The sequence below is a fragment of the Mesorhizobium sp. B2-8-3 genome, assembly GCF_006440815.1.
Classification (GTDB): Bacteria; Pseudomonadota; Alphaproteobacteria; order Rhizobiales; family Rhizobiaceae; genus Mesorhizobium.
The window spans coordinates 1-25,311 of the sequence record NZ_VFTW01000007.1; the positions used below are offsets into that span (position 1 = coordinate 1).

General features: G+C 64.2%; 25 protein-coding genes. 12 read left to right on the forward strand and 13 right to left on the reverse strand.

Annotated elements, in window-relative coordinates; genetic code table 11:
- Together FJ418_RS13080 and FJ418_RS13085 are read right to left on the reverse strand one after the other, a co-directional pair.
- A partial coding sequence (locus tag FJ418_RS13080; protein WP_140865954.1) for a site-specific tyrosine recombinase XerD occupies nucleotides 1–839 on the reverse strand: 839 nt, incomplete at its 3' end.
- A gap of 34 nt (nucleotides 840–873) precedes the next feature.
- Nucleotides 874–1,026: a histidine kinase gene (locus FJ418_RS13085; RefSeq protein ID WP_140648190.1), complete on the reverse strand. Its 153-nt coding sequence runs from the start codon at nucleotides 1,024–1,026 to the stop codon at nucleotides 874–876.
- Between the two features lie 188 nt (nucleotides 1,027–1,214).
- On the opposite strand from FJ418_RS13085, the gene FJ418_RS13090 reads away from it, so the two are divergent.
- Genes FJ418_RS13090 through FJ418_RS13100 form a run of 3 tightly spaced genes read left to right on the forward strand, consistent with a single transcriptional unit; the run spans nucleotide 1,215 to nucleotide 3,927 of the window.
- Complete coding sequence (locus FJ418_RS13090; RefSeq protein ID WP_140865957.1) at nucleotides 1,215–1,844, forward strand: shikimate kinase; 630 nt, start codon at nucleotides 1,215–1,217, stop codon at nucleotides 1,842–1,844.
- On the forward strand, nucleotides 1,841–3,034 hold the full coding sequence (aroB, locus tag FJ418_RS13095) for a 3-dehydroquinate synthase (protein ID WP_140865960.1): 1,194 nt from the start codon (nucleotides 1,841–1,843) through the stop codon (nucleotides 3,032–3,034). The genes FJ418_RS13090 and aroB overlap by 4 nt, the downstream gene beginning before the upstream one ends.
- Complete coding sequence (locus FJ418_RS13100; RefSeq protein WP_140865963.1) at nucleotides 3,031–3,927, forward strand: transporter associated domain-containing protein; 897 nt, start codon at nucleotides 3,031–3,033, stop codon at nucleotides 3,925–3,927. The genes aroB and FJ418_RS13100 overlap by 4 nt, the downstream gene beginning before the upstream one ends.
- Nucleotides 3,928–4,330: 403 nt before the next feature.
- Here the strand turns inward: FJ418_RS13100 and FJ418_RS13105 are convergent, their stop codons facing one another.
- Genes FJ418_RS13105 through FJ418_RS13115 form a run of 3 tightly spaced genes read right to left on the reverse strand, consistent with a single transcriptional unit; the run spans nucleotide 4,331 to nucleotide 9,166 of the window.
- On the reverse strand, nucleotides 4,331–5,875 hold the full coding sequence (locus tag FJ418_RS13105) for a SpoVR family protein (RefSeq protein WP_140866457.1): 1,545 nt from the start codon (nucleotides 5,873–5,875) through the stop codon (nucleotides 4,331–4,333).
- An 11-nt stretch (nucleotides 5,876–5,886) separates the two neighbouring features.
- The gene (locus FJ418_RS13110; RefSeq protein ID WP_140659657.1) at nucleotides 5,887–7,197 is read right to left on the reverse strand and encodes a YeaH/YhbH family protein; all 1,311 of its coding nucleotides are present in this window, start codon (nucleotides 7,195–7,197) and stop codon (nucleotides 5,887–5,889) included.
- A gap of 19 nt (nucleotides 7,198–7,216) precedes the next feature.
- A complete protein-coding gene (locus FJ418_RS13115; RefSeq protein WP_140645146.1) occupies nucleotides 7,217–9,166 on the reverse strand; it encodes a PrkA family serine protein kinase in 1,950 nt (649 codons plus the stop codon).
- A 289-nt stretch (nucleotides 9,167–9,455) separates the two neighbouring features.
- On the opposite strand from FJ418_RS13115, the gene FJ418_RS13120 reads away from it, so the two are divergent.
- Entirely contained in the window at nucleotides 9,456–10,262 is an 807-nt protein-coding gene (locus FJ418_RS13120) for an alpha/beta hydrolase (RefSeq protein ID WP_140865966.1), read from the forward strand.
- On the opposite strand, the gene FJ418_RS13125 is transcribed toward FJ418_RS13120, so the two are convergent.
- Nucleotides 10,263–10,565: a BolA family protein gene (locus FJ418_RS13125; protein ID WP_140645148.1), complete on the reverse strand. Its 303-nt coding sequence runs from the start codon at nucleotides 10,563–10,565 to the stop codon at nucleotides 10,263–10,265.
- A 136-nt stretch (nucleotides 10,566–10,701) separates the two neighbouring features.
- Here FJ418_RS13125 and FJ418_RS13130 point away from each other — a divergent pair, with 136 nt between their 5' ends.
- The 4 genes from FJ418_RS13130 (at nucleotide 10,702) to FJ418_RS13145 (ending at nucleotide 15,402) form a co-directional block, all read left to right on the forward strand.
- Complete coding sequence (locus FJ418_RS13130) at nucleotides 10,702–11,325, forward strand: J domain-containing protein (RefSeq protein ID WP_140659654.1); 624 nt, start codon at nucleotides 10,702–10,704, stop codon at nucleotides 11,323–11,325.
- 124 nt (nucleotides 11,326–11,449) lie between these two features.
- Nucleotides 11,450–12,436, forward strand: a complete 987-nt coding sequence (cobS, locus tag FJ418_RS13135) for a cobaltochelatase subunit CobS (RefSeq protein ID WP_140633012.1) — start codon at nucleotides 11,450–11,452, stop codon at nucleotides 12,434–12,436.
- Nucleotides 12,437–12,490: 54 nt separating this feature from the next.
- Nucleotides 12,491–14,389 (forward strand): cobaltochelatase subunit CobT, encoded by a 1,899-nt coding sequence (gene cobT, locus FJ418_RS13140; RefSeq protein ID WP_140645150.1) that lies wholly within the window; start codon nucleotides 12,491–12,493, stop codon nucleotides 14,387–14,389.
- Nucleotides 14,386–15,402 carry an esterase-like activity of phytase family protein gene (locus tag FJ418_RS13145; RefSeq protein ID WP_140865969.1) on the forward strand — a complete coding sequence of 339 codons (1,017 nt, stop codon included), beginning with the start codon at nucleotides 14,386–14,388 and terminating at the stop codon, nucleotides 15,400–15,402. The genes cobT and FJ418_RS13145 overlap by 4 nt, the downstream gene beginning before the upstream one ends.
- Before the next feature lie 141 nt (nucleotides 15,403–15,543).
- Here FJ418_RS13145 and FJ418_RS13150 read toward each other — a convergent pair whose 3' ends face one another.
- From FJ418_RS13150 to rpmB, 5 genes are all read right to left on the reverse strand, one after another.
- A complete protein-coding gene (locus tag FJ418_RS13150; RefSeq protein ID WP_140865972.1) occupies nucleotides 15,544–16,353 on the reverse strand; it encodes a hypothetical protein in 810 nt (269 codons plus the stop codon).
- A 221-nt stretch (nucleotides 16,354–16,574) separates the two neighbouring features.
- Nucleotides 16,575–18,350, reverse strand: a complete 1,776-nt coding sequence (locus FJ418_RS13155) for a GtrA family protein (protein ID WP_140865975.1) — start codon at nucleotides 18,348–18,350, stop codon at nucleotides 16,575–16,577.
- Nucleotides 18,351–18,535: 185 nt separating this feature from the next.
- Nucleotides 18,536–19,210, reverse strand: a complete 675-nt coding sequence (locus FJ418_RS13160; RefSeq protein WP_140865978.1) for a hypothetical protein — start codon at nucleotides 19,208–19,210, stop codon at nucleotides 18,536–18,538.
- A 121-nt stretch (nucleotides 19,211–19,331) separates the two neighbouring features.
- Nucleotides 19,332–20,018 carry a queuosine precursor transporter gene (locus tag FJ418_RS13165; protein WP_140865982.1) on the reverse strand — a complete coding sequence of 229 codons (687 nt, stop codon included), beginning with the start codon at nucleotides 20,016–20,018 and terminating at the stop codon, nucleotides 19,332–19,334.
- Between the two features lie 112 nt (nucleotides 20,019–20,130).
- Nucleotides 20,131–20,427, reverse strand: coding sequence for a 50S ribosomal protein L28 (rpmB, locus tag FJ418_RS13170; protein WP_095767449.1), 297 nt, complete (start codon nucleotides 20,425–20,427; stop codon nucleotides 20,131–20,133).
- Between the two features lie 257 nt (nucleotides 20,428–20,684).
- Here rpmB and FJ418_RS13175 point away from each other — a divergent pair, with 257 nt between their 5' ends.
- Genes FJ418_RS13175 through FJ418_RS13185 form a run of 3 tightly spaced genes read left to right on the forward strand, consistent with a single transcriptional unit; the run spans nucleotide 20,685 to nucleotide 23,065 of the window.
- A complete protein-coding gene (locus tag FJ418_RS13175) occupies nucleotides 20,685–21,476 on the forward strand; it encodes a DUF3108 domain-containing protein (protein ID WP_140865985.1) in 792 nt (263 codons plus the stop codon).
- Between the two features lie 33 nt (nucleotides 21,477–21,509).
- Nucleotides 21,510–22,397, forward strand: a complete 888-nt coding sequence (locus FJ418_RS13180; protein ID WP_140865988.1) for a DMT family transporter — start codon at nucleotides 21,510–21,512, stop codon at nucleotides 22,395–22,397.
- Complete coding sequence (locus tag FJ418_RS13185) at nucleotides 22,394–23,065, forward strand: lysoplasmalogenase family protein (RefSeq protein WP_140865990.1); 672 nt, start codon at nucleotides 22,394–22,396, stop codon at nucleotides 23,063–23,065. The genes FJ418_RS13180 and FJ418_RS13185 overlap by 4 nt, the downstream gene beginning before the upstream one ends.
- Here the strand turns inward: FJ418_RS13185 and FJ418_RS13190 are convergent.
- Together FJ418_RS13190 and gloB are read right to left on the reverse strand one after the other, a co-directional pair.
- A complete protein-coding gene (locus tag FJ418_RS13190; protein WP_140865993.1) occupies nucleotides 23,062–23,493 on the reverse strand; it encodes a cupin domain-containing protein in 432 nt (143 codons plus the stop codon). The genes FJ418_RS13185 and FJ418_RS13190 overlap by 4 nt on opposite strands.
- A gap of 53 nt (nucleotides 23,494–23,546) precedes the next feature.
- Nucleotides 23,547–24,314 carry a hydroxyacylglutathione hydrolase gene (gene gloB / locus FJ418_RS13195; protein ID WP_140784037.1) on the reverse strand — a complete coding sequence of 256 codons (768 nt, stop codon included), beginning with the start codon at nucleotides 24,312–24,314 and terminating at the stop codon, nucleotides 23,547–23,549.
- A 134-nt stretch (nucleotides 24,315–24,448) separates the two neighbouring features.
- Here gloB and FJ418_RS13200 point away from each other — a divergent pair, with 134 nt between their 5' ends.
- Nucleotides 24,449–25,225, forward strand: coding sequence for a methyltransferase domain-containing protein (locus FJ418_RS13200; protein WP_140865996.1), 777 nt, complete (start codon nucleotides 24,449–24,451; stop codon nucleotides 25,223–25,225).
- Nucleotides 25,226–25,311 lie beyond the last annotated feature (86 nt).

Below are 25,311 nucleotides of genomic sequence, written 5' to 3' on the forward strand. Positions count from 1 at the left end.
GTCGAGATATCGGCATGGCCTAGAAGCTGCTGCACCGCTCGGAGGTCGGCGCCGTTCTGCAGCAGATGGCTGGCAAAAGCATGGCGAAGCACATGCGGCGAGATTTTGGCCGCGGTTATCCCGGAACGCGCGGCCAACCCCTTGAGATCGCGGGCGAAAACCTGGCGGGAAAGATGCCCGCTGTCGGATGAGGCCGGGAACAGGAACGGGCTTTCGGCAAAGGCCGGGCGCTCGGCCCTCGCGGCAAGCCAGGCGCGCATGGCGGTTCGCGCCTTGGTCGAAAGCGGCACCATGCGCTCCTTGTCGCCCTTGCCGCGCACCATGAAGAAGCGGTCGTCGCGCAGCGCCACCGTCACCGGCAGGCCAATCAATTCGGAGACGCGCAGGCCGGTGGCGTAGAGCACCTCGACCAGCGCGTGCAGGCGCAACGCGGCCAGCCTGTCGCCGTCCGGGGCGGATTCGCCGGCTTCCAGCGCGGCGCGGTCGAGCAGGCGGCCGGTCTCGGCCTCGCTCATCGTCTTCGGCAGCGGCCGGCCCTTGCGCGGGCTGTCCAGCGTGCCGGTCGGGTCGTCGCCGCGCAGGCCTTCGGCGTAGAGGAATTTGAAAAACTGGCGGATCGCCGACAATTTGCGCGCCTGCGAGGTCGGCGCGAAGCCGCGCGCGGCGATGTCGTCGAGATAGGCGCGGATGTCGGAAGATCCAGCACCTGCAAGCCCGCCCTGGATCGTCTCGGAGGCATCCTCCAGGTCGCGGCGATAGGAGGCGAGCGTGTTTTCCGCCGCGCCGCGTTCGGCGCTCATCATTTCGAGGAAGGCTTCGATGCGGGCGGCGCTGTTCATCGGGCCGGGATCAGCTCTTTGTCGGTTTTCTTGGTCAGTTCTTCTTGGGGTTGAGCTTTTCGGCCGGAATGCGGATGCTCATTTCCGCTCTTTTCGGCTCCACGAACATGGCCAGCGCGAACATCGCGCCATAGGCAATGCCTGCAAGAACCGCCAGCGTCACGACGAAGCGAAACAAAGTCGGCATTCAATTTCGCCCGTCTTGTTGTTCTGCGTTTCCAAAGCCCTGTGCCCTTATGGGACGCCGATCCGGCCAATTCAAGGACGAAGGCTTCCGGTGAACAGAAGGTTTTGCCGGGAAGCTTCGCGCCCGGTTGTCCGGCCGTGCTTGACGCAAACAGGCTTTTGATGTCGATACGGCGCAAAGAGGCTCCGATGAACGCTCTGCCACCCAATCCGACGGACGAAGGCCGCGCCGCGCTGATCGAAGCGCTCGGCAGCCGCTCGATCGTCTTCGTCGGGCTGATGGGCGCCGGCAAGACGGCGATCGGCCGCAAGGTGGCGGCGATGCTTTCGCTGCCCTTCATGGACAGCGACCAGGAGATCGAAAGCGTCTCGCGCATGACCGTGCCGGAGCTGTTCGAGCGCTATGGCGAGCCGGAATTCCGCGCGCTGGAGCAGCGCGTGATCCTGCGCCTGCTGGAGAACGGACCGCAGGTGCTGTCGACCGGCGGCGGCGCTTTCATGAACGCGCAGACGCGCGAGGCAATCACGGCTTATGGCGTGTCTGTGTGGCTGAAGGCCGACCTCGACCTCTTGATGGAGCGGGTTTCGAAGAAGCAGAACCGGCCGCTCTTGAAGAATCCCGATCCGCGCGGCGTGCTGGAGCGGCTGATGGGCGAGCGTTACCCGGTCTACGCCACCGCCGACCTGACCGTGCCGACCCGCGACGACCGCAAGGAGATCATCGCCGGCGAAGTCGTCGCGGCGCTCTGCGCCCATCTCGGCGTCGACGCGATCGCGACAGGCGCTGCAAGCGCCACAACCGACGAGGTGCAGTCGTGAGCGATGCCGAACCGGTGAAGGTCGAGGTCGGGCTCGGCGACCGCGCCTATGACATATTGATCGGCTCCGGGCTGCTGGCGCGCTCCGGCGAAGAGATCGCGCGCCGGCTTCCCGGCACCCGCGCGGCCATCGTCACCGACGAGAACGTCGCCGCCGCGCATCTCGACACGCTGAAGGCGGGGTTGGAGAAAGGCGGTATCCAGTCCGCCGTCATCGCGCTGCCCGCCGGCGAAAAGACCAAGAGCTTTGCCCATCTCGAAGAGGTGGTCGACGGCGTCCTCGCGGCAAAGCTCGAACGCCGCGACCTGGTGATCGCGCTCGGCGGCGGCGTCATCGGCGACCTTGCAGGCTTTGCTTCCGGCATCGTGCGGCGCGGCATGAATTTCGTGCAGATCCCGACCTCGCTCCTGGCGCAGGTCGATTCCTCCGTCGGCGGCAAGACCGGCATCAACAGCGCCCGCGGCAAGAACCTTGTCGGCGTCTTCCACCAGCCCAGGCTGGTGCTCGCCGACACCCAGGTGCTCGACACGCTGCCGATCCGAGAGTTCCGCGCCGGCTATGCCGAGCTCGCCAAATACGGGCTGATCGACCGCCCGGCCTTCTTCGCCTGGCTTGAGCAGAACTGGGGGCAAGTCTTTGCCGGCGGCCCGGCGCGGGTCGAGGCGATCGCCGAGGCCTGCCGCGCCAAGGCAGACGTCGTCGCCCGTGACGAGTTCGAGACCGGCGACCGGGCGCTGCTCAATCTCGGCCACACGTTCGGCCATGCGCTGGAAGCGGCCACGCGCTATGACGGGGCGCGCCTCGTCCATGGTGAGGGTGTGGCCATCGGCGTGGCGCTGGCGCATCGCTTCTCGGCGCGCCTCAACCTGGCGAGTCCGGACGACGCGGAGCGCGTCGAAGCGCATCTTCGCGCCGTCGGCCTGCCCTGGCGCATGGCCGATATTCCGGGCGAGCTGCCGGATGCCGAGGCGCTGCTCGGCTTCATCACCCAGGACAAGAAGGTGTCGCGCGGCGCGCTGACCTTCATCCTGACGCGCGGCATCGGCCAGGCTTTCATCGCCAAGGACGTGCCGCCGTCGGAAGTGCTGTCCTTCCTCAAGACGAGCCATCCCGAAGGGTTCAAGACAGGCCAATCCGGAAGGCTCAAAGTGAGCCATCCCGAACGGTCCAAGAGGAGCCGTTCCGGATGATCGACGCCGGCTGGATCGTCGCCGCCGTCCTCGCCGTCATCGTGCTTTCGGCGCTTCTGTTCCGCGCCCGGTTGCTTGCCGCTTTCGGCTACGCGCTGCGGCCGCTCGAGCCGCCGCAGCGGACCGAGCGCAACGGCAAGGATGAAGGCAGCGACGATGCCCGCCGCGAGGGCGCGGCTGCCGGTGAGGAGCGCAATCGGCTCGAAGGCCTCTTCGACCTCGATGAACTCGAAGTGTCGGATATCATGGTCCACCGCACCAATATGCGCTCCGTCAATGCCGACAATGCGCCGGAGGCGGTGGTGCGCGAGATCCTGCAAAGCCCGCACACCCGCATGCCGTTGTGGAAGGGCTCGCTCGACAACATCGTCGGCGTGCTGCACGCGAAGGATCTTCTCAGGGCCCTCAACGAGGTCGGCAACGATTTCTCGCGGATCGATGTCATGAAGATCGCGGCGAAGCCGTGGTTCGTGCCGGACACCACCACCTTGCAGGAACAGCTCAACGCCTTCCTGCGCCGCAAGGCGCATTTCGCCATCGTCGTCGACGAATATGGCGAGGTCGAAGGGCTGGTGACGCTGGAAGACATCATCGAGGAGATCGTCGGCGAGATAGCCGACGAGCACGATGTCGACATGCAGGGCGTGAAGAAGGAAGCGGACGGCTCCGTCGTCGTCGACGGCACGGTGCCGATCCGTGACTTGAACCGCGCGCTCGACTGGGACCTGCCCGACGAGGAAGCCACGACGATTGCCGGCCTGGTCATTCATGAGACGCAGTCGATCCCGGAGGAGAAGCAGGCCTTCACCTTCCACGGCAAGCGTTTCGTGGTGATGAAGCGGGACAAGAACCGCATTGCAAGGTTGAGGATACGTCCCGCCAGCGAAGGCTAGTTCATTAACACAGAAATCTTGACTGGTCGGCTATGTCGCGTTGGCAGGTGGTATGCCTTGGAGATTGGCCGAAACGGTCCGGCCTCGTCATCCACGGGCGGAGCAAGGAGCGTAGCGACGCGCGCAGACCCGAGGATCCATTCCGTGACGCATGAGCGCTGCTGCGGTGCAGAATTCTGCTCCGCTGCGTTCTTCGATCAGGGTCACGGAATGGATCCCAGGGTCTCCGCGACGCCGCTTCGCGGCTGCTCCGCCCAGGGATGACGAGGTTGAGAGGCTTCAGCCAACCCCCAACGTCTGCGCTGATTTCACCGAAGCGAATGGTGAAAAACTTGGCGCCCGACAACCCTGCAACCTTTCAAAATCCCTACGCCGAAGAAACCAGGCGTCTCAGAGATCCGGCTCACAATTCCTTGGTCGAACGCTCGCTGAGCATCGCGCCGGTTCCAGCATCGATTGCCGCCAGGCTGACGTCATAGCCCCAAAGCCTGCGGATATGGCGCAGGGTTGCGTCGCGGCTCTGGGCCTCGAGCATGACGCCGTCCTTGATCTTGTGCTGGAGCCGCAGATGCCGGTCGCCCAGCAGGTCGACGTCAACCACCTGGATGTCGGGACGGCTGGCGCCAACATCGTAGCTTTGTGCGAGCGCCGACCGTATCTTGGCATAGCCGCGCTCATTGTGGATCGAGGCCACCTCATAGTGCGGCTCGTCGGCGCCGTCGGCGAGCACGAAGAGTCGCCATTTGCGGATCAGCGTCGGGCTCAGATATTGGCGGATGAAGGATTCGTCGCGGTGGTTGGCCCAGGCGTCGAGCAGGGTGTCGCGCCAGTCGCCGCGGCCGGCGATGTCGGGAAACCAGTCGCGGTCCTCGGCGGTCGGCGCGGTCGAGATGCGCTGGATGTCCTGCATCATGTCGAGACCCAGTGCATAGGGATTGATGCCGGAAAAGCGCGGATCGTCATAGGCCGGCTGGAAGATGACGTTCGAGTGGTTGCGCAGGATCTCCAGCATGGCGCCTTCGCCGATGCGGCCACGGTCGAACAGCGTGTTCATGAGCGTGTAATGCACGAAGGTGGCGCAACCTTCGTTCATCACCTGGGTTTGCCGCTGCGGGTAGAAATATTGCGCGATGACACGCACGATCCTGACGATCTCGCGCTGCCAGGGCTCTAGCACCAGGCTGTTCTTCTCGAGGAAATAGAGCAGGTTTTCCTCCGGCAGATTGAGCGATTTCTTGCGCTCGGCAAGGATTTCGTCCCCTGCTTCCGGCTTGTTCTTTCCCTGCGGGGGCGGCAGCGTTCGCCACAGATCGTTGAAGGAGCGTTCCTCGTATTCGAGGCGCTCGCGCAACCCCTCGCGCTGTTGCTCCGATGACAGTTTCGGCGGGCGACGGTAACGGAACACGCCTTGCTCCATCAGCGCATGGGCCGAATCCAGGATCGCCTCCACGGCGGCCAAGCCATGCCGTTCCTCGCATCGGGCTATGTAGCTTTTGGCGAAGTCCAGGTAGCTCAGGATGCCGCCGGCATCCGTCCATTGCCGGAAGAGATGATTGTTCTTGAAGAAATGATTGTGCCCGAGCGCGGCATGGGCGGTCACCAAGGCCTGCAGGGCCATGGTGTTTTCCTCCATGAGGTAGACGATGCAGGGGTTGGAGTTGATGACGATCTCGTAGGCCAGACCGCGAGCGCCCTTGCGGTAGAGAAGCTCGTCGTAAAGAAAACGTTTGCCGAACGACCAGTGCCGGTACATCAGCGGCATGCCGATCGACGAATAGGCGTCGAGCATCTGCTCGGAGGAAATGACCTCCATCTGCACCGGGTAGATGTCGAGGTGAAGCACTTCGCGGCCGATCGCTTCGATCTCGTCATAGACCTGGGACAGCTTGTTGAAATCCCAGTCGGACCCGGAAAACAGCAGTTCGGACTTGCGCGCCTGGCTGACCATCGCCGAAGCCCTCAAGCGCTCTTGCGCAAGCCGGGCTGCCTGGCGAAGAGCTCGCGGAAGACCGGGTATATGTCGGCCGGCGCGGCAATGCGCCTCATCTGGAAGTTCGGCCATTTGCCGTCGACGGCGTTGTAGGCGCGCCAGAGCGACGTGCCGTTCTCGGTCGAGCCGAAAATGTGGCTTTCCCGCTCATCGATGATCTCCACATAGGCGAAATACTGGCAAAGCCCCATGAGTTTGCGGTCCAGCAGTTCTATGCAGCGTTCGGAGTCGGTGGCGAAATTGTCGCCGTCAGAGGCCTGGGCGGCGTAGATGTTCCATTCAGAGGCCGGATATCGCTCTTCGATGATGCGATGCATCTCCTCGAGCGCCGTGGAAACGACGGTGCCGCCGCTTTGCGTGTGGTAGAAGAACGTGTGCTCGTCCACCTCCTTGGCCTCATGGGTGTGGCGAATGAAGACGATTTCGGTGCGCTCGTATCGTCGCGTCAGGAACAGATGCAGCAGCACGAAGAAGCGTTTGGCCAAATCCTTCTCTCGCTCGCCCATCGATCCGGAGACGTCCATCAGGCAGAACATAACGGCACTGGCATTCGGCCGCGGCTGCGGGTCGAAGCGATTGAAGCGGATGTCGACCGGATCGACATAGGCAATCCGCCTGCGCCGGCGCTCCAGCCGATCGAACTCGTCGCGCAGAGCCTCGATGCGTTCGCGTGTCTTTGCATCCGGCGGCCTGGATTCCAGCTCGGCGATCTGCCCGGCGATGGCGTCCACGTCTGCCTGCTTCGGACGCCTGAGCGCGATGCGGCGCCCGTGGCTGTTTCGCATCGTGCGCCCGACATTGATGTTGGTCGGCGCGCCGCTTGCCGCGAAGCCCGCCCGCTTCGGCTTGAAGCTGAGTATCTGCTTTAGACTGAGCTTGACCAGATCCGGCAGTTCGAGGTCCTCGAAGAAAAGGTCGAGCACTTCCTCGCGTGACAGCACGAAGCGGAAGTCGTCCTCGGATTCCGTGGTCCCCGGAGCCGAGCCGTAGCCTCCGCCGCCGCCAGGCTTGTCGATAAGATCGCCAGGGCTGAACGTCCGGTTGCCGGGCAGGATGTGCTGGCGCCGGCCGCTTTCCTTGTCGTCGCCGAAGGTCGGTTCGCCGGTGCCCTTGCGAGGCATCGGCACGGCGTGCTCGCGGTCGAGCTCGGCGATCCCGCCGGCGCGGACCTTGTCGCGGATGGAGCGCTTGAGCTCTTCGCGGGCACGCCTGAGGAAGCGCTGGCGATTGCCAAGGCTTTTGTCCTTCGGATTCAGGCGGCGGTCGATGAAGATCGGCATGGAACCGTCCCGGCTTTGATCAGCCCGCCTTGTTCACGCGCATATACCAGTCGACCAGCCGGCGCACCTGCCGCTGGGTATAGCCGCGTTCCACCATCCGCTGCACGAATTCGTTGTGCCGTTTCTCCGTGACGCTGTCCTGCTTGGAGCCGAAGCTGATCACCGGCAGCAGGTCCTCGACCTGGCCGAACATGCGCTTCTCGATGACCTCGCGAAGCTTTTCGTAGCTCGTCCAGGACGGGTTGCGGCCATGGTTGCGCGCCCGGGCGCGCAAGGTGAATTTGACCACTTCGTTGCGGAAGTCCTTGGGATTGGCGATGCCGGCGGGCTTCTCGACCTGGGACAACTCCTTGTCCAGGACCTCGCGGTTGAGGATCTGGCCGGTGTCGGGGTCCTTGTAGTCCTGATCCTCGATCCAGGCATCGGCATAGGCGATGTAACGGTCGAAGAGGTTCTGACCGTACTCGCTGTAGGATTCCAGATAGGCCTTCTGGATCTCGTGACCGATGAACTCGGCATAGCGCGCCGCGAGTTCCGACTTGATGAATTCGAGATAGGCGGCCTCCGTTTCCTTCGGGAATTGCTCGCGCTTGATCGCCTCCTCGAGGATGTACATCAGGTGCACGGGATCGGCCGCCACCTCCTTGGTGTCGTAGTTGAACGTCTGCGACAGGATCTTGAAGGCGAAGCGCGTGCTTACCCCGGTCATGCCTTCGTCGACGCCGGCGGCGTCGCGATATTCCTGGACGGACTTCGCCTTCGGATCGACCTCCTTGAGGTTCTCGCCGTCATAGGCGCGCATCTTGGTGTAGAGCGGCGAGTTCTCATGTTCGGCAAGGCGGGTCGAAACGGTGAAACGGCTGAGAATGTCCAGCACCTCTGGCGCGCAGGGACTGCTTGCCAATTCGCTTTCGCGCAACAGCTTCTCGTAGATGTGCCTTTCCTCGGTGATGCGCAGGCAATAGGGAACCTTGACCACGAGGATGCGGTCGAGGAAGGCCTCGTTGTTCTTGTTGTTCTTGAACTGCTGCCATTCCGATTCGTTGGAATGGGCAACGACGATGCCCTGATAGGGGAAGGCGCCGAAATTTTCGGTGCCGTTGTAGCTGCCTTCCTGGGTTGCCGTCAGCAAGGGGTGCAGGACCTTGATGGGCGCCTTGAACATCTCGACGAATTCGAGCAGGCCCTGCGTCGTCCGGTTCAGGCCGCCGCTGTAGGAATAGGCGTCCGGGTCGGACTGGCTGAAGTGCTCCAATTGCCTGATGTCGACCTTGCCGACCAGCGCCGAGACGTCCTGGTTGTTCTCGTCGCCGGGCTCGGTCTTGGCGATGGCAATCTGGCGCAGCCGCGACGGCATCAGCTTGACGACGCTGAATTTGGAGATGTCGCCCGACAGTTCGTCGAGGCGCTTGGCCGCCCAGGGCGAAATCAGTCCGTTCAGGCGGCGGCGGGCGATGCCGTATTTATCCTCCAGCAGATCGCCCATGCGGTCGGGATGGAAAAGGCCGAGCGGCGATTCGAAGACCGGGCTGATCTTGTTGCCGACCTTGAGCGTGTAGATCGGGCGCTCCTCCATCAGCTTCTTCAGCCGTTCGGCCAGCGAGGATTTGCCGCCGCCAACCGGACCGAGGAGATAGAGGATCTGCTTGCGCTCCTCGAGGCCCTGCGAGGCATAGCGGAAATATCCGGCGATGCGCTCGATCGTGTCCTCCATTCCGTAGAAATCGGAAAAGGAGGGATAGACCTTGACGGTGCGGTTGGAAAAAATGCGGCCGAGCCGCTCGTCCTTGCTGGTGTCGATCAGGTTCGGCTCGCCGATTGCCGCAACCATGCGTTCGGGCGCCGAGGCATACATGGATTTGTCCTCGCGGCAGGCTAGCAGGTATTGCTGGAGGCTTATCTCCTCCTGAGCCGCGTTGGAATAAATCTCCGAAAACAGATCGAAGACGTCTGTTTGATTCTCGCGCATGATGCTTTGCCTCGGAGCCGACAGGCTGCCAATCGGCTCATCGCTTCATCAACTGCCGGAAAGCATTGTGGTTCCCTTCACATGAAGGGGAGCTCTCCGCACTCCGACATCGGCCCCCCGGAGTTCCCGATTCGGCCGAAAATGCTCGCCTAGTAAGATACGTGGTGATTGCCGGCGGACCGTCAAGGACTGGATTTGTTTTCGCACCGAAAGTTGTCATTTTTGGTCAGTAAATGAGGTGCGTGGCCAGAGTCCGTGCGCTGTCGCCGCAACCTGACTGGAGATGACGATGATCAATCGACGCAGGCTCATCGTGGCATCGCTGGCGGCACTGTTGCCGCCAGGTGCGTCGGCGACCGGGCGTCCGGGCCAGCCGGAACCGCAAACCCTCGATTACGGTCCGGCCAAGCTCGATGTCCATGCAGGCGACGATGCGAACAAGCTGCCGGTGGTCTTCTTCGTCCATGGCGGCGCCTGGCGGTTCGGCAAGCGCAGCCAGGTCGGCGCCAAGCCGGGCTTCCTGCTCGCCAATGGCTTCGTGTTCGTCTCGATCGATTACCGCATGCTGCCGCAAGCGGATGTCGCCACCCAGGCCGGCGATGTCGAAAAGGCCTACGCCTATGTGCGCGCCAACATCGCCCGGCATGGCGGCGATCCGGACCGTATCGTCGGCATGGGCCATTCGGCCGGCTGCCATCTGATTGCGCTGACCGGCATGCGCGGCGGATTGCCCGGTGTCGCCGCGCTGATCCTCGACGACACCAGGGCCTATGATCTTGCCGCGCTTTCCAGGAATGGCGGTATGGTTCGGGCTTATGCGCGTGCCTTTTCCGACCCGGCACAGTGGGCGGCGCTGTCGCCGGCGAGCTATGTCGACGGCAGGAAGCATCCGCCGACCTTCATCGCCTATTCGCGGGCATCCGGGCGAGGCGAAGAATCGAAAGCTTTCGCGGAACGCCTGCGCGCCACCGGCACTAAGGTCACGCTGTTCGACGGCAGCGCCTATACACATATGTCGATCAACCGCGATTTCGGCAAGGACGGCGACGCCTTGACCATGGCGGCGCTGGCCTTCCTCAAGGCGACCGTCGGCTGACTACCAGCGCGTCTTCTCGCCGGGCGCGGCCGGCTCGATCGCCAGCGCATGCACGCCGGCTTTCAATTCGTCGGCGAGCAGTTCGTTGACGGCGCGGTGGCGCTCGACGCGACCCATGCCGGCAAAGGCGGCAGAGACGACGCGGACGCGGAAATGCGTCTCGCCGGCGCCGTCGAACGTCGCATGGTGGCCTGACTCGACATGGTGATGGCCGGCGTGAAGGTGGCTTTCGTTGATGACGGCGAGCCTTTCGGGCGAAAACGCCGCCTTCAGCTTGTTTTCCATCGTCGACTGTATGGACATCCTGGGTTCCCTTCCCCACATCTGCGGCACAGCCGCAAAATCTTGAATTTCGACCGCTTTTAAGCCGCGATTCAGCGGTTAGGGCGATCATCGGCGAAATGTCAATTCTTGTTTCGCACGTGCGAACAGCCCATAAATGGGTGAGATGAAAGCGTATCCCAAATATTTCGAGAAAATTCGAATCCGGCCGGAGAAGGACGCGGAGCTTAAGTCGCGCGCGCCGATCTGCCAGTGGGATGGCTGCAACGAGGCGGGAACGCATCGCGCGCCGGTCGGGCGTCTCAAGGAGGGCGAGTATTTCCGCTTCTGCTTCGACCATGTGCGCGAATACAACAAGGGCTTCAACTACTTCTCCGGCGTGTCGGACACAGAGATCGCCCGCTTCCAGAAGGAGGCGCTGACCGGCCACAGGCCGACTTGGCGCATGGGCGCCAATGTCGGCGGAACGCGCTCGGCGCCGGATTTCGCGCAACAGCGTTCGGGCCGCGCCGGCTACCACAACCGCATGCGCGACCCGTTCAATCTGTTCGGTTCAGGCGCGCGCGAGCCGCGCGAGCGCAAGGCAAAGCCGCTTGAGGCCAAGGCGCTGGAAACGCTTGGCCTTGATACAAAGGCGACTGGTCAGGACATCAAGGCACGCTATAAGGAACTCGTTAAGCGCCACCATCCGGATGCGAATGGCGGCGACAGGGGTTCGGAAGACCGGTTCCGCGATGTGCTGCAGGCCTATCGCGTGCTCAAGCAAGCAGGATTGTGCTGAGCGGCCCTACGGTCCCATGTCGTTTTCCAACTTTCATAAGGTTGGAAAAGGCTCTAAGACCGCCCCCGGACAAAATCGATTGCCGGCGAAACGCGGCGTTTCGCCCGTGGAGACGTTGATAGAGATGAACAAGGTCGATCGCGACATCGCCAACCTGCCCGACACGACGGTGTCGGTGAAGGAGAAATTCGGTTTCGATTCCAAGATGGTCGTGCCCGCCTATTCGGCGGCAACCGAGCATGTGCCGGACATCGACCCGGATTATCTGTTCGACAAGGCGACGACATTGGCGATCCTCGCCGGCTTTGCCTACAACCGCCGCGTCATGGTGTCGGGCTATCACGGCACCGGCAAGTCGACGCATATCGAGCAGGTGGCGGCGCGGCTCAACTGGCCTTGCGTGCGCGTCAACCTCGACAGCCATGTCAGCCGTATCGACCTCGTCGGCAAGGACGCCATCGTCGTCAAGGAAGGCCTGCAGGTCACCGAATTCCGCGACGGCATCCTGCCCTGGGCCTATCAGCACAATGTCGCGCTCTGCTTCGACGAGTACGATGCCGGCCGCCCGGACGTGATGTTCGTCATCCAGCGCGTGCTGGAATCGTCGGGCCGGCTGACGCTGCTCGACCAGAGCCGGGTCATCCGCCCGCATCCGGCGTTCCGGCTGTTCGCCACCGCCAACACGGTCGGCCTTGGCGACACCACCGGCCTCTATCACGGCACGCAGCAGATCAACCAGGCGCAGATGGACCGCTGGTCGATCGTCACCACGCTCAACTACCTGCCGCACGACAATGAAGTGAACATCGTGCTGGCCAAGGCCAAGCACTATCGCGACAGCAAGGGCAAGGACATCGTCAACAAGATGGTGCGCGTCGCCGACATGACGCGCTCGGCTTTCATCAATGGCGACCTGTCCACCGTGATGAGCCCGCGTACCGTCATCACCTGGGCCGAAAACGCCGAAATCTTCGGCGACATCGGCATGGCGTTCCGGCTGACCTTCCTCAACAAGTGCGACGAGCTGGAGCGTTCGGTGGTGGCCGAGTTCTACCAGCGCGCCTTCGGCGAGGATCTGCCGGAGAGCGCCGCCAACGTGGTGCTGGGCTAGGCGCGCAGCCGAAAGGCCTCCAGCCTTTCAGCACCAATCGCGCAAGGAATGATCATGGCGGGTCCGGGCGACAACACGCGCAACAAGCCGAAGAACGGGTCTGAAGCCGACAGCTTCAAGCGCGCCGTCACCGTGTGCATGCGCGCCGTCGCCGGCGACAAGGACCTCGAGGTCGGCTTCGCCAAGGACCGTCCGGCCTTGGCCGGCAACCGCGCGCGCCTGCCCGAGCTGCCGAAGAAAGCCTCCCGCAACGACATCGCGATCACGCGCGGCTTGGGCGATTCCATGGCGCTGAAGCGCGCCTGCCACGATCAGCGCGTCCACAACAAGCTAGCGCCGGAAGGCAAGCTGGCGCGGTCTATCTTCGACGCGGTCGAACAGGCGCGCGTCGAGGCGATCGGCAGCCGCGCCATGCAGGGCGTGGCCGACAATATCGGCTCGATGCTCGAGGACAAATACGCCAAGGCGAACCTCGTCGACGTCAGGGACAAGGCGGACGCGCCGCTCGAGGAAGCGATTGCGCTGATGGTGCGCGAAAAGCTCACCGGACGTCCCGTGCCGAAGAGCGGCGAGCGGCTGGTCGATCTGTGGCGCCCCTGGGTCGAGGAGAAGGCGAGCGGCGACCTCGACGGCCTGTCGGCCAAGCTCGAGGACCAGCAGGCCTTTGCCCGCGTCGTGCGCGACATGCTGGTTTCCATGGAGATGGCCGAGGAACTCGGCGACGACCAGGAAACCGACGACTCGGAGGAAAACGAAGAGAACGAGCAGCAGGGCGAGGAACAGAGCGAGGAAGGCGGCGAGGAGGATTCGGGCTCCGAGCAGTCGCAGTCTGAAGATGCCGAAGCTTCCGCGGACGAGGAAGAATCGGCCGAGACGGAAGCGACCGACGCCACTTCCGACGACCTTTCCGACGAGGACGATTCCGACGCCGAGACGCCGGGCGAGGCCAAGCGCAACGACAATCCGTTCCTGAACCTGCCGAAAGAGATCGACTACAAGGTGTTCACCACCGCCTTCGACGAGACGGTGGGCGCCGAGGACCTGTGCGAGGAGGAGGAGCTCGACCGGCTGCGCGCCTTCCTCGACAAGCAGCTCGCCAATCTCTCCGGCGTCGTCGGGCGGCTCGCCAACCGGCTGCAACGCCGGCTGATGGCGCAGCAGAACCGCTCCTGGGATTTCGACCTGGAGGAAGGCTATCTCGATCCGGCCCGGCTGGTGCGCGTCGTCATCGATCCGATGCAGCCGCTGTCCTTCAAGCAGGAGCGCGACACGAAATTCCGCGACACGGTGGTGTCGCTGGTGCTCGACAATTCGGGCTCGATGCGCGGCCGGCCGATCACCGTGGCCGCGACCTGCGCCGACATTCTGGCGCGCACGCTGGAGCGCTGCGGCGTTTCGGTGGAGATCCTCGGCTTCACCACCCGCGCCTGGAAAGGCGGACAGGCGCGCGAGAGATGGCTGAAGGACGGCAAGCCGCCGAACCCCGGCCGCCTCAACGATCTGCGCCACATCATCTACAAGTCCGCCGACCATCCGTGGCGGCGCGCACGGCGCAATCTCGGGCTGATGATGCGCGAGGGCCTGCTTAAGGAAAACATCGACGGCGAGGCACTGCTTTGGGCGCATAACCGGCTCATCGGCCGGCCCGAGCAGCGCAAGATCCTGATGATGATCTCGGACGGCGCGCCGGTCGACGATTCCACGCTCTCGGTCAATCCGGGCAATTATCTGGAGCGGCATCTGCGCGCGGTCATCGAGCTGATCGAGACGCGCTCGCCGGTCGAGCTGCTCGCGATCGGTATCGGCCACGACGTCACTCGCTATTATCGCCGCGCCGTCACCATCGTCGATGCCGAGGAACTGGCCGGCGCCATGACCGAGCAGCTCGCCTCGCTGTTTGGCGAGGAAAGCGCGCGCGACACGCGGCGCGGCGGATTGCGGCGCGCCGGATGATCTTTTCGGGGCGGCGGGCGCGGCGGACGCTTTTCGCCTGCGTGCTGGCCTGCGCCTTGCCGGCAATTGCCGCGTCGGGCGCTCCCGCCGAGACGGTCGAGATTTCGGCGCGGCCGATCAGCCAGTTCCATGTCGGCCACGACGAGACGCGTTTCGGGCCGCTCGAATTCGTCGGCGGACTGGAGATGACGTCGTCGGCACGCGATTTCGGCGCGCTGTCGGCCTTTCGCTTCCTGAAGCCGGGCAGCGACTTCATCGGTGTCGCCGACACCGGCTTCTGGTTCTTCGGCGCGATCACGCATGACGCCGGCAGGCGCCCATCGGGCGTTTCTTATTTCCGCATGCAGCAGATGGTCGACGCTTCGGGCCAACCGACCGACCGGAAGTGGGAGGTCGACGCGGAAGGGCTCGCCGTCAAGGACGGTATCGCCACCGTCGGCTTCGAACGCGACCAGCGTGTCGCCCAGTTCAAGATCGACCCCGACGATATGAAAGCGCCGATCCGGCAGCTCGATTACCTGGTGCCCGCCAAGGAGCTGCGCCAGAATCGCGGCTTCGAGACCGTCACCCATGCCAACCCTTACGGGCAGCACGCGGGAGGCCTGGTCGTGGTCTCGGAGAGGAGCCTCGACGAAGCCGGCAACGTCTATGCCGCCATCATCGAGGGGGCGCATAAGGGCGTCTTCACCGTCAGGCGCGACGGCGATTTCGACATTACCGACGGCGCCTTCCTGCCGGACGGTGACCTGCTGCTGCTGGAGCGCAGTTTTTCGATCGCGCGCGGGGTGAAGATGCGGCTGCGACGCATCTATGGCGAAAGCGTCGCGAAGGGCGCGGTCGCCGACGGGCCGGTGCTGATGGAGGCCGACATGGGCTACCAGATCGACAACATGGAAGGGCTCGACATCTGGACCCGCGACGACGGCGCGCTGATGGTGTCGCTGATCTCCGACGACAACCATTCGATCCTGCAGCGCAACCTCTATTTGGAGTTCATCCTGCACCAGGATTGAGCAGGATCGCTGGCAGAATCCAGCCGCCCTGGACTTGCTCTAGATCGTGATGGCGTTTCGTTGAATCGCCGTCACGATCTAACTCTTTGCTGGAGCATGGTCTTTCTCCGAAAACCGGTTCCCACTTTTCGGGATCATGCTCTAGCGGCCGACGTGGCGGACTTCGTTCATCACGAAATTGGCGGCGCGCTTGCTCCGGTTGCGGATCTTGAGCGTCGCGGTGTTGTCCACGAAATAGGTGTGAAGGATGCTGTCGCGGGTGCGGACCTCCGGCCCGACGGTATCGACCGCGTGCCAGGTGTCGGTGCCGACCGCAAAGGCGTAGCCGGTGTTCGGGGAAAACGACATCCGGTGCGAATTCTCGAAACGCCCGTCCGGCTTGCGTTCGGCGAATCGGGTGCCGATGTGGTTGATCGAGTCGTCCTCCGGCAGGTAGAACTGGACCGTGATGCCCTTCCATTTCGTGTCGGTGTGGAAACCGATCTTGTAGCCCGCCACGTCGCGCGTCAGCATCGGCACCGGATACATGCCGACCTTCATGAAATCCGACCCGAACCGGCGTTCCAATCCCGGGGCAAGGCGGCGCATGAATGCGTCCTTCAGTTGCGGCGCATGCAGTGCCTTTCCGACCAGGGACCAGACCCCCCGTTTCTCGTCCGGCAGATGGCGGATATATTCGGGGTAGAGGTCGATCTTGACCCGCGTCGCAGTGCCGTCGGCCTGAATGTTGACGTTGTTGCGCCCCTTGTGCGCACGATACTCGCGCGCCTCCGGCATGGCGGCACGCATGCGCAGATAAAGGTCCGCGGGGAAAACATCGGTCATTTCCAGATGCCAGAAAGGCGTTTCCACGAACGCGGCGCGGTTCACGGCGTCCACCATGTGGGAGACAACATGCTGCAGCGTTCGTCTGGCTGATGCTGGCGCCACCGCGCCGTCTATGGCCGACATGGATACCCTTTCCCCAATCTAAAGCCCCGAATCCAAATTTCCTGAATACATATATCGCCGCCCCGGCGAAATGCTAACCAAAGCACAGGCTGGATTGCAATGATCCACGGGACTGACTTCAATCGGGGTTTTCTAAATCACGGAGGGATGCTGCATCAGCGCGAAACGAGCGCGTTGCGAGGAGCGCGGTCGACGATGCTGACATGGCCGCAGGCCGATATTCAACGGACCTTGTAGATCTCGATCGGTCTTCCCGCGGTAGACTGGTCCAGTTCCAGCCATGCCGGCAGGTCGCCCCGCAGCAGCGCCGCGGCAAGGCCGTTCGGAGCGTCCAGGCCCAGCGATATCTCTTCCGTGTTGCCGCGGCAGATCGCGACCAGCCCCACATGCTCGCGCTCGATGACGGCGCGCGCGGCGTCCGGCGTTCCCATGAAAGCGTCGAGCATGGCAAGGTTACCGCCGACATTGCGGTGGTAAGGGCCGGCCAGCGCCCGGTGGCGGGTGAACATCAGTATTCCCGAGCCGAGATTGGACGAGGCAAGCACCGTCGTCGCCGGCATGGCGGCAAGATCGTGGAAGTCGCTTGGCTTGCCGCAGGTCACGGCGTGATCGGGATCGGAATTGATCCGCTGCGGCGCTTTCTGGACCACGGACTGCGCCGCCACCGCGACCCCGGCCCAAGTCGCGTTGAGCGAGACCAGCCACGCCATGACGATGCCGGTGGAAAGGCGCCATGAGGGCGCGGCGTCCGCCCGCAGGCGGATTTTCGCAATCCAGGCCGAGAGCGGCAATACGGCGAAGGCGACGGAAAAGGTCGAGCCGCGCACCTGCCAGAGGCTGACGCCGAAGGCGACGACAAGCAGGATGGCGGCGAGCATCTCCCCGCGGCGCAGGCGACGCGTTCGGAGTTGAAAGCCGATCAGCAGGATGGCGATGAAGGGCGTCACATAGCGCGCCGCCATCAGCTTCGGCTGGTGGACGGCGACGCTCCAGAAGGGCTGCGCTTCGACCACGTCGGCCAGCCAATAGGTGCGGATACGCTCGTCCATGCCCGCATAGGGCGACGCCAGGCATTGCGGGAAGAACAGCATCGCGGCGGCCGCGACCACCACCGCCAGCGCCAGCGTGGAGCCGAGCCGCGCCCGGGTTGTCGGCCCGGTCGATGCAGCGGCGATCGCCAGGCCGAAGCCGGACAGCGCGGCAACCGCGAACTGGAAGGACGAGAAGGCGTCGCAATGGGCCACGCCCCAGTCGGCCGGACGGACGGTAACCACGAAGACCAGCGAGGCGATGCCGGCAAATCCGAGGCCGAAGCCTCGTGCCGTGACGCGCTCCTTGTCGTCGAGGATGAACAGCACAGCGGCACAGATGCCGAGCACCGCCACATAGGGAGCGGTCTCCATGCCGACAGCCAACGTCAGGCCGGCGCAAATGCCCGACAGAAGGGCCGCGGGCCGCCAGGAGGGCGCTTCCATAAGGAGCCAGAGGCTGGCCGCCGTCAGCAACAGCTGGACATTGTGGTGATCGATCACGCCCGGGCTGTAGATCACCAGGAAGAAAAGGCCCGCCGTCGACAGGATGAGCGCCGGCATCGCGACATTCGCGCCGGCGAAGCGCTGCGAGGCGCGCATCAGCACGAATATTGTCAGCCCGTAGAGCAGGGTCGGCCAGATGATCTGCGCGGCGCGTTCGGCGGTGGCGGGGCTGGCGCCGAGCGCATCGAAGGCCATGATGATCAGCGCGAGCGGCGTGTCCACAAGCCGCGACCAGTGCATGACGAAGCCGCCCGAGGCGCCCATCCTGTATTGATGGAGGTCGAACCAGCCCTGGCCGCCGAGCAGGTCGCGGACCTCGACCAGCCGCAGCATGCTGTCATTGTCGGCGCCGTAGTTGGCAAGGGTGGGGAAGCCGGAAACCGCGTTGATCGTCAACACCACCAGGGTGGCGCACAACGCAAGCAGGAGATCGTTTTTCCAACCGGTGCCTTGCACGGTCATGCTGGTCGCAATGCCCTGGAGAATTTTCGCGATCCTGCATCATCGGGCGTAACAAAGCGTAAAGCCGCACGGGAATCCGGATTACGGCGTTCTGGCCGCGATCCAGATTACAGCCTTTTGGCTGCAATCCAGATTATAGGCTTTTGGCTGCAATCCAGATCACAGGCCTTTGGCTGCGATCCAGATCACAGGCCTTTGGCTGCGATCCAGATCACGTGGCGGGCGCCGCGCTTGCCGCGGGCCCGCGTGTTGATCTCCTCGACCGCGAAGCCGGCCTGCTTCAGCCGCCGGGTGAAGCCGCTGTCCGGTCCCTGCGACCAGACCGCCAGAACGCCGCCGGGCTTCAAGGCGGCGCGCGCGGCCGCGAGGCCGGCGGTGTCATAGAGCGCATCGTTGCCCTTGTAGACGATGCCTTCGGGGCCGTTGTCGACGTCGAGCAGGATGGCGTCCCAGGCGGCTGTCTCCGCCCCTATCAACTGGCCGACATCGGTCTCGCGAAGGGTGACGCGCGGGTCGTCGAGGCAGCCGTCGAATATCCCGGACATGGGCCCCCGCGCCCAGGCGACGACCGCGGGAACCAGTTCGGCGACGGTGACGGCGGCGTCGCGATCGAGCGCGGCGAGGGCGGCGCGCAAGGTGAAGCCCATGCCGAGCCCGCCGATGAGGATGCTTGGCCGCTTGCGGCCGGCAATCCGCTCGCAGGAAAGCCTGGCGAGGGCCTCCTCGGAGCCGCTGAGGCGGCTGTTCATCAGCTCGTTGGTGCCGAGCATGATCGAGAATTCATCCCCGCGCCGCTTCAGGCGAAGTTCCTGCGCGCCATCAGGCGTGCGGGCGGAATCAAGCTGAGCCCAAGGGATCACGGTCTCTCTTTTGGTTGGAGCACGATCTTTTCCAAAAACCGAATCCCACTTTTTGGGATCATGCTCTCTCTTTTTGTTTGGAGCATGATCTTTTCCAAAAACCGGATCCCACTTTTTGGGATCATGCTCTGACCGCGACCGCTGGCTGGCTCCAGCGCGCGGCGAGCAGCCGGTAGGGGATCAGCGCCACGACGGCAATGATCAGCTTGACCGAAAGGTCGCCAAGCGCCCAGGACACCCAGCGCATCGTCTCGACCGGCAGCACGCCCATCAGCGGCGCGGTCTCCAGCGCGAAGCTGTCACTGGGGCCGGCAAAGGCGAAGGCGGCGGAGAAGGCGACGCCGAAGAAGACGACGGTGTCGAACACCGAGCCGACCAGTGTGCCGACGATAGGCGCGCGCCACCAGCTCTGCCGGCGCAGCCGGTTGAAAACGGTGACGTCGAGCAATTGCGCGGTGAGGAAGGCGGCACCCGAGGCGGCAGCGATGCGCACCAGCCGGTCGGCGGCGGTCTCGAACTCGATCAGGCCGTGGCGGAACAGGAAAGGCGGGATCAGGATCGAGCAGGTCACCGCCGTCATGAAGCCGACGAACACCACTTTGCGCGCCACGGCCGGACCGTAGCGGCGGTTGGCGAGGTCGGTGACCAGGAAGGAGAAAGGATAGGTGAAGGCGCCCCAGGTGAGCACGTCCGCCAGCGCCAGACCGCCGACCTTGCCCTGCATCGGGAACTGGACAAGGATGTTGGAGGCCACGACGACAAGCGCCATGGCAGCCACGAAGGGCGAATATCGCGTCAGGAAATTCATTTTTTTATCCTGGGTAATGGAACCAGCCGAGCGCCATGCCGACGCCCCCCCCTTGTTTCGAGCACCGGTCTGGCCGGGGCTCGAGGCGGTCGTCCCCCGCCTGAAAGCTGCTTTAAGCGGCCGACTGCTCGGCCAGCTTCTTGGCGATCTGCTTCTTGAGCAGACGCGCGCGCTGCGACAATTCCTTGACGTCGGCCTTGGCCAGGAAGGCGTCGAGGCCGCCGCGGTGCTCGACCGAACGCAGCGCGTTGGCCGAAATGCGCAGGCGAACATTCTGGTTCAGCGCTTCGGAAATAAGCGTCACATTGACCAGGTTCGGCAGGAAGCGACGCTTGGTCTTGTTGTTGGCGTGGCTCACATTGTTGCCAGTCTGAACTGCCTTGGCAGTGAGTTCGCAGGTGCGGGACATTTGTCTAACCTTCAGTTTCTAAACCTGCCAAACCATTCTGCCCGCGCCGGGCGGCGCGCGGTCTCGGTCAGGCGGCCCTTGGAAAAGTTGGCGTTCCATAGTGGCATTTCACCACTGCGTCAAGCTCCGGCACGCGGCCCGTCGTCAGGCGCGCTCCATATAAAGGCCGGATTTCACAGTATAAGCCCATCGCGAAGGGATATGCCAGGCTGGAGCCGCTGCGTTCCGGCCGAACCGCCAGGGATTCGCCAGCCGCCATGCTCCGTCCATCTCATGCATTTGCCAGCCTGCTTGCCCTTGCCGTGCCGGCAACAAGCTTCGCCGCCGCGGCGCCGCAGTCCTTCAAGGGCGAGTATACGGTGTCCTATCTCGGCCTTTCGATCGCCAGGGCGACTTTTTCCAGCCGCTACGAAGGCGACAGCTATGCCATCGACGGCACCGTCTCGGCCGCCGGCCTCGGCAAGCTCTTCGACGACACGAAAGGCACGATTTCGTCGAAAGGCACGATTTCCGGCAAGCAGATGCAGCCGCATGCCTTCCGGGCCGACTATACATCCGGCAAAAAGGCCTCGATGGTCGAGATCCGCTTCAACAACGGTGCGGTCACCTCCACGCAGGTCGTTCCCGCGCCGAAGAAGCGCGATCCGAAGAGCTGGGTGCCGCTCGGCGATAGCGACTTGAAATCGGTGCTCGATCCGATGGCCGCGACCGTCATCCACGCCGACAGCCTGGACAACGTCTGCGGACGGACGGTCAAATTTTACGACGGCGAGATGCGCGCCGACCTGACCTTGACCTATGCGTCCAAGGGTTCGATCTCGGTGCCGGGCTACAAGGGCGACACGGTGACCTGCAAGATGGGCTTCGAGCCGGTGGCGGGCTATCGCAAGGGCCGCAAGGCGCTGAATTTCCTGAAGAACAAGAGCCGCATGCTGGTGACGTTTGCACCGCTCGGCCAATCCGGCGTATATGCGCCGATCCGCGCCACGGTCGGGACCCAGATCGGTCCGCTGACCATCAGCGCGAGACGGTTCGAAGCGGTCGATTAGGTCAGGCGCCACCGCGCGCCGGCGGGGGAACGAATGGCGCGCGCAACACTAATCGGGTTTTCGGCGGTCGCCATGTGGGCGCTGCTGGCGCTGCTCACCGACGCCTCGGGGCGGGTGCCGCCGTTCCTGCTGTCGGCCATCACCTTCGCCATCGGCACTTGCGTCGGCCTGGCAGCGCGGCTGTTGATGCCGGCGCCCGACCGGAGCCAGAAGATCCCGCCACAGGTCTGGGTGATCGGCATTGCCGGCCTATTCGGCTACCACTTCTTCTACTTCACGGCGCTGCGCAACGCGCCGGCGGTCGAGGCGAGCCTGATCGCCTATCTGTGGCCGCTGCTGATCGTGCTCGGCTCGGCGCTGATGCCGGGCGAGCGGCTTGCCTGGAACCATGTCGTCGGCGCGCTGCTCGGCCTTGCCGGCACCTTCCTGATCGTCACCAAGGGCGGCGCGCTCGCCTTCGACGCGCGCTACGCCTTCGGCTATGCGATGGCCGCCGTCTGCGCGCTGTTGTGGTCGTCCTATTCGCTCCTGTCGCGGCGCTTCCCGTCGGTGCCGACCTCGATCGTCACCTGGTTCTGCGTGGCGACGTCGGTGCTGTCGCTTATCTGCCATTTTCTGCTTGAGAAGACGGTGCTGCCGGATGGCCTTGGACAGTGGCTGGCCGTCATCGGGCTCGGCCTGATGCCGGTGGGCGCGGCCTTCTACGCCTGGGACATCGGCGTCAAGCGCGGCAACATCCAGGTGCTGGGCGCCGCGAGCTACGCCGCGCCGCTTTTGTCGACGTTGGTGCTGATCGCCGCTGGCGTCGCCGAGCCGTCGCTGCGCATCCTCGCCGCCTGCGTGCTCATCACCGGAGGCGCCGCGCTCGCGGCGAAGTCGCTGCTGATGCGCAAGCCGGCGGTCACAGAGCTCAACGCATGATGCCGTTTTCCGGCGGCATCGAGGCCAACGCCAACGCGACGCTGCTGTTCTCGTTCGTCGCGGCCGTGATCTACGCCTTTGCGCTCGACATGCCGCCGAAGTGGACGCGCAGCGCGGCAAAGACGCTTGCCGTGGCTTTGCTGGCCGTGCTTGCCGCCATGCAGGGCGGTCCGCTGCTGCTCGTCGCGGCGCTGGGCTTGAGCGCCGTCGGCGACGCCTTCCTGTCGCGCGACGGCGAAAAGGCTTTTCTCGGCGGGCTGGCGAGCTTTCTCACCGGCCACATCGCTTATGTCGCGCTGTTTTTGCAGGCGGGCGGCGGCCTCGGCCTGTTGAGCGCCGAATCCTGGCGGGGCGCGATTGCGCTCGCCATAGCCGCATTCAGCATCGTCATGCTTGCCGCGCTCTGGCGCCGCGTCGGCCCGCAACTGCGTATCCCGGTTGCCGTCTATGTCGCGGCGATCCTCGCCATGGGCATTTCGGCGCTCACCACGGACAAGGTATGGGTCATTGCCGGCGCGGTGCTGTTCATCGCGTCGGATGGGTTGCTGGCAACCGAGCGCTTCCTGCTTGCGGCGATCTCGCCGCATCGCGTGTGGATGCGCTACGCGGTCTGGGTGCTTTATTACGCGGCACAGCTGGCGATCACGCTGGGATTTCTTCTCAGTTAGGCGATCTTCGGCTGCCAGCCCGGCTCGGCCAGCTCGAAGGCGGCGAAGTCGAAGCCCGGCGCCACGGTGCAGCCGACCAGCGTCCATTCGCCGAGGCTGCGCGCCGATTGCCACCAGCCGGCCGGCACGACGATCTGCGGCCGCTCACCGGCGGCAAGGGCCGTGCCCAGCACCTGCTCGACGACCATGCCCGCGCCTTCCTCATGCATCGATAGTGCCAGCGGCGCGCCGGCATAAAAGTGCCAGACCTCGGCCGCGTCCTTAACCCGATGCCAGGCCGAAAGCTGGCCCTGCTCGAGCAGGAAATAGATCGCGGTCGAATGACCGCGCGAGCCGCCTGCGGCGTCGCGAAAGGTCTCGGCATACCAGCCGCCCTCGGGATGCGGCTTGAGGCCTAGCGTTGCGATGATCTCGGCGGCGCTGGTCATTGGCGGTCTTTGCTGCGACGAACGTCGAGCCTTTTGGTCGACATGCGGTGGAACTAAAAATTGTCCTTGCGCTTGCGGATCTCGGCAAACACCTCGGCGTCCGAGGCTTTCTCCATGCCGAGATGCTTGCGGATCGCCGGGTCGTGCCAACGCAGGAACGGGTTGGTCGACAACTCCTCGCCGATGGTCGTGGGCAATGTCGGCTTGTTGTCGGCGCGCAGCGCTTCGATCTTAGCCGCGCGCTGCTTCAGCAGCGGATTGCCCGGGTCGACCGTCACCGCGAAGCGGGCGTTTGCCAAAGTGTATTCGTGGCCGCAATAGATGGCGGTTTGCGCCGGCAGCGCCGTCAGTTTCTTCAGCGATTCATACATCACCGGCGGCTTGCATTCGAACAGGCGGCCGCAACCCAGCGCGAACAGCGTGTCGGCGGTGAAGGCCACCTTCGAGGCCGGCAAATAATAGGAGACATGGCCGGCGGTATGGCCGGGCGTCTCGATGACTTCGACCCTTTCCTCGCCAAGGCGCACGACCGACCCCTGGCCAACCGTCTCGTCGATGCCGGGGATCTTCGCCTTTTCGGCTTCCGGGCCGACGATGCGCAATTTGAAGCGCTCCTTCAGCGCCAGATTGGCTTCGACATGGTCGGCATGATGGTGCGTGGTGAGGATCAATGTCGGCGTCCAGCCGGTGCGCTTGATCGCGGCCAGGATCGGCGCCTCTTCCGGCGCGTCGATGATCGCCGTCTCACCGCTCTTCGAATCGTGGACCAGCACGCCGAAATTGTCGGTGCGGCACATGAACTGCTCGATTTCGACCGGCATCGCATGTCTCCCTTTGTCGTCGCAGACATAGGGCGGGCGGGCGCCGATGTCATCCGCGTTTGTTGAGCCTGGCGCGTTTGTTGAACCGGGTGCCTTTGTTGAACTTGGCAGGCTTCACGGCTACCGTCCCGCGCATGCATTCGGATATCGTCGACCTGCGCTCCTTCTACTCGTCCACGCTCGGCCGCCTGGCCGAGCATTCGATCACCATGGCGTTGTCGTCCATATGGGCAACCGTGCCCAATGAGCGGCTGGTCGGCCTCGGCTATACGCTGCCATGGCTGGAACGCTTCGGCGCCGATGCCGAGCGCGTCTTCGCCTTCATGCCGGCGACGCAGGGCGCGGTGGTGTGGCCGGTGTCGGGGCCGACGGCGACGGCGCTGGTCTTCGACGAGGAACTGCCGCTGGTCGATTCCTGCATCGACCGCGTGCTCCTGGTGCATTCGCTCGAACATGCCGAAAACCCGCGCGAGACGCTGAACGAGATCTGGCGCGTGCTGTCGCCGGCGGGCAGGGTCGTCATTGTCGTGCCCAACCGGCGCGGTGTCTGGGCGCGGTTCGAGCACACGCCCTTCGGCAATGGCCGGCCGTTCTCGCGCGGCCAGTTGACCGAATTGCTGCGCGAGGCGAATTTCACCCCGGCGACATGGAGCGACGCGCTGTTCTTCCCGCCGTCGCCGCGGCGTTTCATGATGCGTTTCCACAATGTGCTGGAGAGAGCCGGCCGGCGGTTCTGGCCGATCTTTTCCGGCGTCATCGTCGTCGAGGCGCAGAAGCGGCTCTACCAGGGCGTGCCGGTCGCGCAGCGCGCCTCTCGCCGCGTCTTCGTGCCGGTCTTCTCGCCGCAGGGCGCAACGCGGCTTGGCCGGCATGCGGCCGACGGCGCGCCCGGCCCAGTGACGCGTTCGTGATCGCCGCCGCGCCTTGCATCGCGCAGCGATCGTCACCCTATCTGAGGGCATGCTCGATCTGAGGATGCTCGCTTGGCGCGGTGTTC